The sequence below is a fragment of the Arthrobacter sp. UNC362MFTsu5.1 genome (genome assembly GCF_000685965.1).
Taxonomy (GTDB): Bacteria; Actinomycetota; Actinomycetes; order Actinomycetales; family Micrococcaceae; genus Arthrobacter.
Map to the genome: position 1 here is coordinate 171,266 of NZ_JMLE01000009.1, position 12,241 is coordinate 183,506.

The following is a 12,241-nucleotide window of genomic DNA, read 5'->3' on the forward strand; positions in this document are numbered from 1 at the left end:
AAGAGAACCGGCCTGCTGGCATAATCACGGCAGAGCAAGTTCCAAGACCAGATGATGCGTACTCTCGTGTCATCGTTCACGCGAGGGAGCGTCTAAGTGGCCGATCAGGCAACTGCGCAAGAATTCGACATCCTGGTACTCGGCGGTGGCAGCGGCGGATACGCCACGGCACTCCGTGCAGTTCAGCTGGGCCTCACTGTAGGCCTCGTGGAGAAGGGGAAACTCGGGGGCACCTGCCTGCACAACGGCTGCATCCCCACGAAGGCCCTCCTGCACTCGGCCGAGCTCGCCGACCACGCCCGCGATTCCGCAAAGTACGGCGTCAACGTCACGCTGGACAGCATCGACATGAGCGCAGTCAACGCTTACAAAGACGGCATCATCGCCGGCAAGTTCAAGGGCCTTCAGGGCCTGATCAAGTCCAAGGGCATCACCGTCATCGAAGGTGAAGGCAAACTGCAGGGCACCGACACCGTCGTCGTGAACGGCACTGCCTACAAGGGCAAGAACATCGTGCTCGCCACGGGTTCCTACTCCCGCACCCTGCCGGGCCTGGAAATCGGCGGCAAGGTCATCACCTCCGACGAAGCCCTCACCATGGATTACATCCCCAAGAGCGCGATCATCCTGGGCGGCGGCGTGATCGGCGTCGAGTTCGCTTCGGTCTGGAAGTCGTTCGGCGTGGACGTCACCATCGTTGAAGGCCTGCCGTCGCTGGTTCCGAACGAGGATGCCGCGATCGTCAAGAACTTCGAGCGTGCATTCAAGAAGCGCGGCATCAAGTTCTCCACCGGCGTGTTCTTCCAGGGCGTTGAGCAGAACAACGACGGCGTCAAGGTCACCCTCGTTGACGGCAAGACCTTCGAAGCCGACCTGCTCCTGGTAGCAGTCGGCCGCGGACCGGTCACCGCCAACCTGGGCTACGAAGAAGCCGGCATCACAATCGACCGCGGTTTCGTCATCACCAACGAACGCCTGCACACCGGCGTCGGCAACGTCTACGCCGTGGGCGACATCGTCCCGGGCGTCCAGCTGGCCCACCGCGGCTACCAGCAGGGCATTTTCGTGGCAGAGGAAATCGCAGGCCTGAAGCCGGTCATCGTCGAGGATGTCAACATCCCGAAGGTCACCTACTCCGAGCCTGAAATCGCCACCGTGGGCTACACCGAAAAGGCTGCCAAGGAAAAGTTCGGCGACGACCAGGTCGAAACCCAGGAATACAACCTCGCCGGCAACGGCAAGAGCTCCATCCTCGGCACCGGCGGCATCGTCAAGCTGGTCCGCCAGAAGGACGGCCCCGTGGTGGGCGTCCACATGATCGGTTCCCGCATGGGCGAGCAGATCGGTGAAGCACAGCTGATCGTGAACTGGGAAGCCTACCCGGAGGACGTGGCACAGCTCCTGCACGCCCACCCGACCCAGAACGAGGCCCTGGGCGAGGCCCACCTTGCCCTCGCGGGCAAAGCCCTCCACGGCTAGTACTTCCGCTTTACCACAGGGCTTAGTGCACCCGGCATGATCCGCAGGGTGCACTAAGCTCGAACACGGCAGCAATCATCCGCACTAAAGATCAATAAGGAGAACGGGGACGACATGTCTGAATCCGTTAACTTGCCCGCCCTCGGTGAGAGTGTCACCGAAGGAACCGTCACCCGCTGGCTCAAGCAGGTAGGTGACCGGGTAGAGGTGGACGAGCCGCTGCTCGAGGTTTCCACCGACAAAGTAGACACCGAAATCCCCTCTCCGATTGCTGGCGTGATTGAGGAAATCCTCGTCGCCGAAGATGAGACCGCCGAAGTCGGCGCTCCGCTCGTCCGCATTGGTGACGGCTCGGGTTCCGCCGGCGCATCCGAAGCAGCTGCCCCCGCCGAGGCCGCCCCGGCCGAGCAGGCCCCCGCAGCCGAAGAAGCACCCGCCGAAGAAGCACCCTCCACCGAGGCACCTGCCCCGGCTGAGGCCCCCGCTGCCGAAGCAGCCCCCGCAGCCTCCGGCGAAAGCCACGAAGTAACCCTTCCGGCGCTCGGCGAATCCGTCACCGAAGGCACCGTCACCCGCTGGCTCAAGGCCGTGGGCGACTCCGTCGAGGTTGACGAGCCGCTCCTGGAGGTATCCACCGACAAGGTGGACACCGAAATCCCGTCGCCGGTTGCCGGCACCCTGCAGGAGATCCGGGTCAACGAGGACGAGACCGCCGAGGTGGGCTCCGTCCTTGCCGTCATCGGCTCCGGCGCTGCCGCTCCGGCTGCCGCACCGGCTGCCCCGGCTCCCAAGCAGGAAGCACCCGCCGCGGCTCCCGCTGCAGCACCCGCGGCCCCGGCCGCAGCGCCCGCCAAGGAAGAAGCACCGGCAGCGCCCAAGCAGGAAGCCCCGGCCCCGGCTGCTGCTCCCGCCGCGGAAGCTGCAGCGCCGGCCGAGTCCGGCTACGTCACTCCCCTGGTGCGCAAGCTCGCCAACCAGCAGGGCGTGGACATCGCCTCGCTGACCGGCACCGGTGTTGGCGGACGCATCCGCAAGCAGGATGTGCTCGCTGCCGCCGAGGCCAAGGCAGCTCCCGCCGCCGCAGCCCCGGCCCCGTCCGCAGCGGCTGCACCGGCTTCAGGTGCAGAGTCCTCCCTGCGCGGCACCGTGCAGAAGGCACCCCGCATCCGCCAGGTCATCGCCCGGCGCATGCGTGAGTCGCTGGACGTCTCCACGCAGCTGACGCAGGTCCACGAAGTGGACATGACCAAGATCGCCAAGCTGCGCCTCAAGGCCAAGAACTCCTTCCAGGCCCAGAACGGCGTGAAGCTGACCTTCCTGCCGTTCATCGCCAAGGCCGTCGCCGAAGCGCTGAAGCAGCACCCGAAGGTGAACGCGGCCTACGACGAAGACAAGCAGGAGATCACCTACCACAACGCCGAGCACCTGGCGATCGCCGTTGACACGGACAAGGGCCTCCTGGTTCCCGTCATCTCCGACGCCGGCAGCCTGAACCTTGCCGGCCTGGCCGGCAAGATCGCGGACGTCGCCGGCCGCACCCGCGACGGCAAGATCGGCCCGGACGAGCTGTCCGGCGGAACGTTCAGCATCACCAACATCGGTTCTGTTGGCGCACTGTTCGACACCCCGATCATCAACCAGCCGCAGGTGGGCATCCTCGGCACCGGTGCGATCGTCAAGCGCCCCGTGGTGGTCACCGACGAAAACGGTGACGACTCCATCGCCATCCGCTCCATGATGTACCTCTCCCTGACGTACGACCACCGCCTGGTGGACGGCGCCGACGCAGGACGCTTCCTGCAGACCCTCAAGGCCCGCCTTGAGGCCGGCGCCTTCGAGGCGGACCTGGGGCTGTAACCAGCAACAAACAACGACGGCGGTGCAGGCACCGGTGGGCAACCACCGGAAGGCCCGCACCGCCGTCGTTTTTGGTTACCGAATCGTCTCCAAAGCTTCCGCGGGGCTTACTACGTAGCGTAGAACCGTCTGGCTAGACTGGGCCCATGGACATCGTTTACAACATCATGGTCTTCCTGCACATCGTCGGCGCAGCCATGATTGTCGGCATCTGGATCGGCAACATGAAAAAGCCCACCGTGCATCCGCGGCAATTCGACGGCGCAGCCCTGCAGATCATCACGGGCATCGTGATGATGGGGCTCATCCCGGCACTGGACATGGAGGCGAACTACTTCAAGCTCGGTATCAAGTTCGCCATCGCGCTGGCGGTCGGGGTCCTCGCCTTCATGGGCCGCCGCAAATACAAGAAGGACGAGCCGATCAGCAAGGGACTGGCCCACGGCGTGGGCGGCCTGGCGCTGCTGAACGTTGCCATCGCCACCCTCTGGCAGTAACGCAACTCCGGCAGTAACTCACTGCGCCAACGACGACGGCGACCCTCCCTGGCCGGGAGGGTCGCCGTCGTCGTTGTGGCTGGCCAGCGGTAGTCCGGTGGCAGGTTGAGTCGGCCAGTCAGTCGCTGGCGATGCAGAATTCGTTTCCTTCGGGGTCATGCATCACGTCCCAGTGGAAGTCGCCGATGTCATGCCCTTCGACGAACACGGCTCCCAGCGATTCAGCGTGGGCCCGCAGGCTCTCCGGGTCCGGTCCGTGGACGTCAAGGTGCAGCCGCCGCCGGCCCTGGGTGGCGTCAGGGACCTCCTGGAAGGCAAGCTGCGGGGCTCCGGGGGCGGCCGGCTTGAGCCAGACGAACTGGTCAAAGCGGGCGGAGACCGTGGTTCCCAGCAGCGCAGCCCAAAATGCCGCAAGCTCTTCCGCGTTCACGGCATTGACCATGATGGCCGCGATCCTGGCCTGCGGTGCCACCACGGCAGGATCCCTTCGGCGTTGAGTTTCCATTGCGCCAGTGTAGACGGTCATAATCCACTGACAGCGGACAGCCCGTGCGCCGCGGCTCCTGAATCCATAGGATTGATGCGGAAGGTCTGGGCGGAAGCCCGGACCGGATCGAATCTAAGCTGAGGAGTGGATATGGCAGCAATACGCACCGCGCATACTGTATGGAACGGCGACCTGTTCGAGGGGTCCGGCAACACCACGCTGGACAGCTCCGGGCTGGGTACTTACGCCGTCACGTGGAAGGCCCGCGCAGAACAGTCGGAAGGCAAGACCAGCCCCGAAGAGCTGATCGCCGCCGCGCACTCGTCCTGCTTCTCCATGGCGTTCAGCCTGGCGCTGAGCCAGGCCGGCTTCACCGTTGAAGAGATCAACACCAAGGCCGATGTCACTTTCGTTCCGGGCACCGGCATCACCGGTAGCCACCTGACGGTGAACGCCACCATCCCGGGCATTTCGGAAGAAGAGTTCCAGAAGATCGCCGGGGAAGCCAAGGTGGGCTGCCCTGTCTCCGGTGCCCTGGCCAGCATCGACATCACCATGGACGCGACGCTCGCCGCTTCCTAGGCTGCAGGGGTGCGCCCGCTCCTGGGGATGCCGCACCGCCGCACGGCAAAGGCCCCGCCCCTTCCTGGTTGTCATCAGGAAGCGGCGGGGCCTTCGTCGTCCCCGGCAGCCCGCCGGTTCAGTCCTTGGCGGTGCGGGCAGGCAGGGGCGCCGGAAGGAGCCGCCGGTAGCCTTCACGGAGCGGGGGGCGGTCCGTGGGAAGTTCCTGGATCATTTCCTTGAGGGCGCCGATGCCGTACTCGAGCTGGGGATCCCTGCCGGCAGCATAGGCGTGCGGCGGGAACGTCACCTCAATGTCCGGCGTCACGCCGTAGTTCTCGACGCCCCAGCCCACGCCGCCGCTGAACCAGGTGGCGTACCGCGGCTGCGTCACGCCGGTTCCGTCCGCCAGCGAGAAACGGTTGTCGATGCCCACCACACCGCCCCAGGTCCGGGTGCCGATGACCGGCCCGATCCCGCGCAGCTTGGACACCTGGGTGATGATGTCCCCGTCCGAGCCGGCAAATTCGTCCGTCAGGATGACCACCGGTCCACGCGGCGCGTGATGGGGGTACGTCCGGGGCCTTTCACCGCGCGGCATGCTCCATCCGGTCACCTTGCGGCCGATGAGTTCCGCAACGAGCTGGGACGTGTGCCCGCCCCGGTTGCGCCGGACATCCACGATCAGCCCGTCCAGGGCGGTCTCGGTGTCGAGGTCGCGGTGGAGCTGCGCCCAGCCGTTCGCGAGCATGTCCGGGATGTGGAGGTAACCGTACGTTCCGCCGGAGGCTTCACGCACTGTCCGCCGATTGCCGGCCACCCATTCCTGGTACCGCAGACGCTCCTCGTCCTTGACCGGCACCACGGCGATGCGGCGCTGCTTGCCTGCCGCCTCACCGTGGGCCGCGCCGTTGCGCAGGGTCAGCTCCACGGCCTTTCCGGCGGCGCCCACGAGCTGCATGGCGGGCGTCAGCGTTTCGGACAGTTCCACGCCGTCGATTGCGAGCAGGACATCCCCCGCCTTGGCGTCTGCGCCCGGCCTGGTCAGCGGTGACGTGGCGAGCGGGTCAGATGACTCCCCCGCAAGGATGCGGGTGATTTCCCAGCCTGTTCCGGTGAAGGCCAGATCCGCGCCCAGGCGGCCCTGCCCGTTGCTGCCGTTTTCGGTGACTGCTGCCGGACGAACGTACGCGTGCGACGTGCCCAGTTCCCCATGGAGTTCCCACAGCAGGTCCACCAGGTCATCGTGCGAGCCCAGCCGGTCCACCAGGGGACGGTAGCGGCGGTGTACCGATTCCCAGTCCTGGCCTGCCATGTCTTCGGTCCAGAAGAAGTCACGCTGGAGCCGCCAGGCCTCGTCGAACGCCTGGCCCCAGACGCTCAGCGGATGCAGGAGCACGCGGATGCGGCTGACGTCCACCTTCACCAGTTGCCCCGAATCCTCGTCGCCCTTGGCATCGGCGGGCGCCACCCGGATCTGCTTGTCGTGCAGGAAAACCACTTTCCGGCCGTCGCCGGACACCCGGTAGCTGTCCAGGGCGTCCACAAGGGTGGCCGTCTTGCGCCTGGCCATGTCAAACCGCACCAGGCTGGGGGCGGTGTCCTTGTCGTCGGTGCTGGCCCGGCCGTCGCCGGTGACGCCGGCAAGGGCGTTGTCCAGCCAGAGCAAAGCGCCCGGCGTCGCCTCGAGCGCCGAGTAGTTGCCCTGCGGAACGGGCACTCCGATGACGCGATGCGCCAGGCCCTCTGCGTCTACGCGGACGGCAGGCGCCGCAGAACCGGCGCCGTCTTCGGCGCCTTCCGCGGAGGCGCCGTCCGGTCCGTCCGAGAGGTCCACCGAGGGACCAAACGGCGACGGCGTGTCAGCAGCAAGCGCCACAAGGTAGGGCTTGATGGGGCTGGGGAAGGACAAATCAAAGGAGTGTCCGTCATATACGGGGTCGAAACTCCGGTTCGAGAGGAACGCCAGGAATTTGCCGTCGGGGGTGAACGAGGGCGAGGCGTCCCGGAAGCGTCCGTCCGTGACATCAACGATCCGGAACTCCGGATCGTCCACGTTAACAATGCGGAGCCGGCTGCGTGAACCAAAGGACGTGACCGGTTCGGACCAGCCGAGCCACGCGGAGTCCGGGGACCAGCACAGACCGTCGATGGTGCCCTCGCCGATGCTGGTGATGAGCTTGATGCTGCCGCTCCGGGTGTCGGCCAGATAGACATCGCCGAAGGACGTTCCCACGGCAAGGGAGCGGCCGTCGGGGCTGGCCTCCATGGCGCTTGCCCGGGTGGACTTGGGGAAATCGATCTTCTGCAGAGGCCCGGCACCGGCGCCCCCGGCGGGGACGACCGCGTCTTCCGGCGCCCCGCCAGCCACGTCACTGCCGCCGTCAACGGCGGGTGATGCCGCGCCGGGGGTGTTCATCCCGGCGGCCGGGACGGGCTTCGGTAGGGACGTTCCGGTGTCCTGCCCGGCGGGCCGCTGGGGCCGGGCGGCAGCCGCTGCCTGCGCACCGGCCACCTGCGGAGCAATCTCCTTGATGTACAGGGCTTCCGCGCCGTCGTGGTCGGCCACATAGGCAATGCGGCCCTCGCTCAGGGGCCGCGGCAGCCGGGCACGGACACCGGGCGCTGCTTCAACGACCCGCGACGGCCCGTCCTTGTGCCGGAGCCAGTGGATGGTGCCATGCGCTTCGACGGCGCTTGAGGAACCGGTGTGGTCCGGAATCACGCCGCCAAGGTGCCTGGCGGTTTTCAGGAGTGCCGGCCTCCGCCCCTGCGAGGCTGACCCGAGCGATATGTTGAGTTTTACAGCGTCGGAGTCCAGGTCAGGGACCAGCCAGAGCTCGCCGGCGGATTCGAACACCACGCGCTTGCCGTCCGTGGCCGCGTGGCGCACATAGAAGTCTTCGTGGTCCGTGTGGCGGCGCAGCCCGGTGCCGTTCGGCAGCACTGAATACAGGTTCCCGTAGCCTTCGTGGTCCGAGAGGAAAGCCACCCGCCCGTCAACCCACATGGGATCCGCAAGGTTGCCGTCCAGTTCGGGAACAAGGCGTTCGAACTCCCCGTTGCCGTCGGCGTCGATCCACAGCTTGCCGGCGGTGCCGCCGCGGTACCGCTTCCACCAGGCCGGCTCTCGGGAGAGGACGCTGGCTACGACCACGGGGCGTTCGTCGCCGATCTCCGGGCCGAAGGCCACGGACTCGACCGGCCCGAACGCGAGTTCCTCCGACCAGCCTCCCTCCAGCGGAACACTGTAGGCGTGCGTGTGACGGCTTTCCGCCTGCCGGAAGGCGCTCGTAACCAGGACATCACCGGCCGCGGTGAAGCCCTTGACCCGGGTGGACGCATGGCCGAAGTAGGTCAGCTGGCGGTAGCCTCCGCCGTCGACCTCCGCAGTGACAACCTCGGGCGCTGTTCCCTGCACAACCGTCCACACCAGGCGCTTGCCATCGGGTGTGAAGCGCGGGTTGCGGGCCGGCAGCTGAAGGGAGGAAACCCGCCAGGCGCGGCCTCCGTCCAGGGGCGCAATCCAGACGTCGTCTTCGGCCACGAAGGTGACCAGATCGCCGTGCAGATGCGGGAAACGAAAGTAGCTCGAAGAGGTCATCGTTAGATCATAGTCAAAGTCCAGTGGCCCGGACGGGAGGTTCCACCGCCGTGCCGGGCATGGTGAGATGGATCATGCGAATCATCATGGCCGGCGCCTCAGGCCTTATCGGAACCGACATGTCCGCCCACCTGCGCGAGGGCGGCCATGAGGTCATCCGCCTGGTGCGCCGGGCACCGGCAACTGCAGGCGAACTGCAGTGGGATCCGGCAGCCGGGCAGCTTGATCCCGCGCACCTTGAGGGCGCAGACGCCGTGATCAACCTGGCAGGGGCCGGGATCGGGGACCGGCCGTGGACCCGGGGACGGATCGACGAGCTGTTCCGGTCGCGGCTGGATCCCACGCACACGCTGGCGGCGGCGATGGCGAAAACAGGGCAGCCGCCCAAGGTCTTCATCAGCCAGTCAGGCTCGAACTACTACGGGGACAGCGGGGCCGCGGTTCTCCGCGAACACGCCCCGAACGGTTCCGGCATCATGGCGCGGATCTGCCGGGAGTGGGAGGCAGCGGCGCATACGGCTCCGGCGGGCGTCCGTGTGGTGACGCCCAGGACGGGGGTGGTCCTCAGCCGGTCGGGAGGCGCGCTGGGACGGCTGCTGCCGTTGCTCCGGCTCGGCCTTGGAGGTCCCCTCGGGAACGGCAGGCAGTGCTGGCCGTGGATCACGCTGCCGGACGTATCCTCGGCTTTCAGCTTCCTGCTCGCAGCCCCCTTGTCAGGTCCGGTCAACGTGTGCGCGCCGGAGACCGCCGACGTCAATGCCCTGGTGGCAAGGCTTGCCGCCGCACTCCACCGGCCGGCCTTCCTCCGGGTGCCGGCGCCGGTGCTGCGGGTGGTCATGGGAAAACTGGCCGATGAGCTCCTCCTCGGGAGCCAGCGCATGGAGCCCGCCCTGCTGGCCGAGGCCGGGTTCGAGTGGCAGCATCCCTCGTTGTCCGAGGCAGCGGCGTGGGCAACCGGCCGGGACTAAGCATTCCGAAGCTAGGCCTCGGGCAGGATCTCCTGGATCCGCCAACGCCCGCCGGAACTGACCAGGACCAGGCGAAGCCGCTGCTCCGGACCGGCAGGTTCCACTGCCACGACATTTCCGCCGGCGTCGGTCTCCCGATATTCGGAGTTGACTGCGGTGATGGCCACCACAGCCCGTGCATCCGAACCGCCGGGTGCAGCCTCTGCCCGGGTCACGGTGGTGCTGAAGCCGGCCAGGACATGGCCGGTGTCCCTGAGCTTCCCGCTGACTTTGGCGTCGGCTGCGGCAGCCGGGGAGTTCTCCAGGTTGACCTCGTCCAGCAGCCCGAGTTCCCCGGAACTCAACGCAGCCGACCTTAGTTCCGCCAGCCCGCGCACCGCCTCCTCGGGCCGCTGCGAAAGAGCCCGCTGACGGGCCTCCGCCTGAACGGGGCTTCCTGCCGCCCCGGGCCGGACGTCCGGCGACGGCGCCGCCGCCGTGTGCACGGACTGCGGCTCGGCTCCCTGCCATGCGACCTGCTGCGGCCCGGCCAGGAACCACGCGGAAACGATGACCGAGCAGGCAACCGCTGCCGCCAGGGCGCCAATCCGGCGGCGTTTGCCCCCGGCATGCCGGCCGGCGACGCGTCCCCGGCGGCTGAAGGGACCACCGCGGCGCCCGAGGCGGCGTCGCAGGGCACGGAGTTTCGCCGCGCCGCGCGCGTTGCGGGAGGGCGGGACGTTGCGGCGGGTCAGCAGCTGGGGAAGGACCGTGGGATGGACCGCGCCGGCGAGGTCCACGGGGGCAGCGTCCGCGCTGCGGTAGACGGCAGCCGCAAACTCCAAGGCCGTCGGCCGTCCCCGCCGGTCCTCCCGCAGACCCGCCTCCAGCGCGGAAGCGAGGGCGGCGGGAACGCCGGGAACCAGAAGTGACAGGGGCGGTCGCTCCGGGCCGGGCTCCGGTGGCTTGCCGGTCAGGCAGTACCAGCCGACGGCGGCGGCCGAATAGACGTCCCGCTCGGGCTGCAGCCCTGCCCTTAGGGCATCCACCGGCGCCGGGTCCAGGAAACCGGCCGTGCCGGCCGGGGAAGGATCCGCGGCGTCACCCACCATGCGCGTCACGCCAAGGTCCGCCAGCAGGGGCTTGCCGTGGGCGGTGAACAGCACGTTGCCCGGCGAAACATCCGAGTGCATGAAACCCTGACCGTGGAGGTACGCCAGTGCCTGGGCCAGGGGCGTCAGGACAGTCACTGTTTCCCCGATGCTCAACGGACCGCGGCAGGTGACCAGCTGGGCCAGGGAGCCGCCTGCCGCGTAATCCATGACCAGCCCCAGGCCCCCGCCTGCTCCCCCTCGGAGCCCGACCACATCATGGGCCCGTACCAGGTGGCCGTGGTCCAGCGCGGAAAGAATCCTGAGTTCACGGCGCACGGCGTCTGCCGTGAACCGCGCCTCCCTGCCGGGAACACCGCCGTCGTCCGCGGACGACGAACGGCTTTCCGCGGCGTCAAAGCACTTCACCGCAAACTCCCGGAGTGTCTGCTCCTCCCGGACAAGCCACACGCTGGCGCTTCCGCCCCGGCCGAGTTCACGCACCACCTCATAGCCGGGAACCTCCGGAACCGTGCCGTCCTCATCGTATTTCTCCATACCCAAGGAATAGCGGAATCGGCACAATTCCGCAGAAGTTATCCACAGGCACTGCAGTGAGAGGTTAAGCACAGAATCAGGCACGACGGCGGACGGGGTCTAAGCTGGATGCCATGACTCTTGAGTTTTCCACGCTGGGTCTTGCTCCGGATTTCGTTGATTACATGAAGGGCTGGGACATCCAGCGCGAACTCCATGACAAAGTCGTCGCAGCTGAGGCACCCAGCACAGTCCTGCTCCTTGAGCATGCCGCCGTATATACGGCCGGCAAGCTCACAGAAGACCACGAACGGCCGTTCGACGGAACCCCCGTCGTCGCGGTGGACCGCGGCGGCAAGCTGACCTGGCACGGTCCCGGCCAGCTGATCGCCTATCCGATCCTCAAGCTGAAAAACCGGTCAGGGATCCGCGACTACGTCGAACGGCTCGAAGCCGTGATGATCGCGGTCATGGCCGATTACGGCATCAAAGCGGAGCGGATCAAGGGACGCGCCGGCGTCTGGATCAAGGCTGACAGCAAAGGGCCGGACCGCAAGATTGCCGCAATCGGAATCCGCGTCCTCGACGGGGTCACCATGCACGGCATCGCCATCAACTGCAGCAACGACCTGGCACCGTATGCCCAGATCATTGCCTGCGGCATCACCGACGCCGGCGTCACCACGATGTCCCTTGAAGCCGGCAGGACCATCACCCCCGGTGATATCGCGGACCAGGTCGTGGCCGAATTCCGCAAGCACGAAGAAGCACTCGTTTCAAGCCCCGAAGGAGCTCTACTGTGACACTGGCACCAGAAGGCCGGAAGATGCTGCGTATTGAGCAGCGCAATGCGGCCACCCCGGTGGAGCGTAAGCCGGAGTGGATCAAGGCCAAGGTCCAGATGGGCCCGGAGTTCGTCCAGCTCAAGAACCTGGTGAAGAAGGAAGGCCTGCACACGGTGTGTGAGGAGGCCGGCTGCCCGAACATCTTCGAGTGCTGGGAAGACAAGGAAGCCACGTTCCTGATCGGCGGCTCCGAATGCACCCGGCGCTGTGATTTCTGCCAGATCGATACCGGCAAGCCCTCCCCGGTGGACATGTTCGAACCCACCAAGGTGGCCCGCTCGGTCCAGGCCATGCAGCTCCGGTACGCCACCGTGACCGGGGTGGCCCGCGACGACC

Annotated in this window: 9 protein-coding genes and 1 pseudogene; 7 read left to right on the top strand and 3 right to left on the bottom strand. The window is 67.0% G+C overall.

The features are described 5' to 3' along the window. The first annotated feature begins 96 nt into the window (after positions 1 to 96). The 3 genes from lpdA to BS38_RS0111035 all read left to right on the top strand — a co-directional run bounded on the left by lpdA (position 97) and on the right by BS38_RS0111035 (position 3,833). Complete coding sequence (lpdA, locus tag BS38_RS0111025; RefSeq protein ID WP_028270850.1) at positions 97 to 1,479, top strand: dihydrolipoyl dehydrogenase; 1,383 nt, start codon at positions 97 to 99, stop codon at positions 1,477 to 1,479. 114 nt (positions 1,480 to 1,593) lie between these two features. Continuing rightward, entirely contained in the window at positions 1,594 to 3,336 is a 1,743-nt protein-coding gene (gene sucB / locus BS38_RS0111030) for a 2-oxoglutarate dehydrogenase, E2 component, dihydrolipoamide succinyltransferase (protein WP_028270851.1), read from the top strand. Between the two features lie 146 nt (positions 3,337 to 3,482). Then, a complete protein-coding gene (locus tag BS38_RS0111035) occupies positions 3,483 to 3,833 on the top strand; it encodes a hypothetical protein (protein ID WP_028270852.1) in 351 nt (116 codons plus the stop codon). 118 nt (positions 3,834 to 3,951) lie between these two features. On the opposite strand, the gene BS38_RS0111040 is transcribed toward BS38_RS0111035, so the two are convergent. Next, positions 3,952 to 4,338: a VOC family protein gene (locus tag BS38_RS0111040; protein ID WP_028270853.1), complete on the bottom strand. Its 387-nt coding sequence runs from the start codon at positions 4,336 to 4,338 to the stop codon at positions 3,952 to 3,954. 132 nt (positions 4,339 to 4,470) lie between these two features. Here BS38_RS0111040 and BS38_RS0111045 point away from each other — a divergent pair, with 132 nt between their 5' ends. Further along, positions 4,471 to 4,902, top strand: coding sequence for an OsmC family protein (locus tag BS38_RS0111045; RefSeq protein ID WP_028270854.1), 432 nt, complete (start codon positions 4,471 to 4,473; stop codon positions 4,900 to 4,902). 118 nt (positions 4,903 to 5,020) lie between these two features. On the opposite strand, the gene BS38_RS0111050 is transcribed toward BS38_RS0111045, so the two are convergent. Next, positions 5,021 to 8,485, bottom strand: coding sequence for a S41 family peptidase (locus tag BS38_RS0111050; protein ID WP_028270855.1), 3,465 nt, complete (start codon positions 8,483 to 8,485; stop codon positions 5,021 to 5,023). 74 nt (positions 8,486 to 8,559) lie between these two features. Between BS38_RS0111050 and BS38_RS0111055 the strand changes: the two genes are divergently transcribed. Continuing rightward, on the top strand, positions 8,560 to 9,453 hold the full coding sequence (locus BS38_RS0111055; RefSeq protein ID WP_028270856.1) for a TIGR01777 family oxidoreductase: 894 nt from the start codon (positions 8,560 to 8,562) through the stop codon (positions 9,451 to 9,453). An 11-nt stretch (positions 9,454 to 9,464) separates the two neighbouring features. Here the strand turns inward: BS38_RS0111055 and BS38_RS0111060 are convergent, their stop codons facing one another. After that, positions 9,465 to 11,081, bottom strand: a complete 1,617-nt coding sequence (locus BS38_RS0111060) for a serine/threonine-protein kinase (protein WP_028270857.1) — start codon at positions 11,079 to 11,081, stop codon at positions 9,465 to 9,467. A gap of 104 nt (positions 11,082 to 11,185) precedes the next feature. Between BS38_RS0111060 and lipB the strand changes: the two genes are divergently transcribed. Together lipB and BS38_RS0111070 are read left to right on the top strand one after the other, a co-directional pair. Continuing rightward, positions 11,186 to 11,863, top strand: coding sequence for a lipoyl(octanoyl) transferase LipB (gene lipB / locus BS38_RS0111065; protein ID WP_269319505.1), 678 nt, complete (start codon positions 11,186 to 11,188; stop codon positions 11,861 to 11,863). Continuing rightward, positions 11,860 to 12,241, top strand: a pseudogene (locus BS38_RS0111070) (lipoyl synthase); the annotation flags it as partial. The gene lipB and the pseudogene BS38_RS0111070, both read left to right, overlap by 4 nt.

What these genes read in the sequence shown, in the direction of transcription:
- BS38_RS0111060 (WP_028270857.1), bottom strand. Translation starts at nt 11,081, where the DNA reads ATGGAGAAATACGATGAGGACGGCACGGTTCCGGAGGTTCCCGGCTAT.
- BS38_RS0111050 (WP_028270855.1), bottom strand. Translation starts at nt 8,485, where the DNA reads ATGACCTCTTCGAGCTACTTTCGTTTCCCGCATCTGCACGGCGATCTG.
- BS38_RS0111045 (WP_028270854.1), top strand. Translation starts at nt 4,471, where the DNA reads ATGGCAGCAATACGCACCGCGCATACTGTATGGAACGGCGACCTGTTC.
- BS38_RS0111035 (WP_028270852.1), top strand. Translation starts at nt 3,483, where the DNA reads ATGGACATCGTTTACAACATCATGGTCTTCCTGCACATCGTCGGCGCA.
- BS38_RS0111040 (WP_028270853.1), bottom strand. Translation starts at nt 4,338, where the DNA reads ATGGAAACTCAACGCCGAAGGGATCCTGCCGTGGTGGCACCGCAGGCC.
- sucB (WP_028270851.1), top strand. Translation starts at nt 1,594, where the DNA reads ATGTCTGAATCCGTTAACTTGCCCGCCCTCGGTGAGAGTGTCACCGAA.
- BS38_RS0111055 (WP_028270856.1), top strand. Translation starts at nt 8,560, where the DNA reads ATGCGAATCATCATGGCCGGCGCCTCAGGCCTTATCGGAACCGACATG.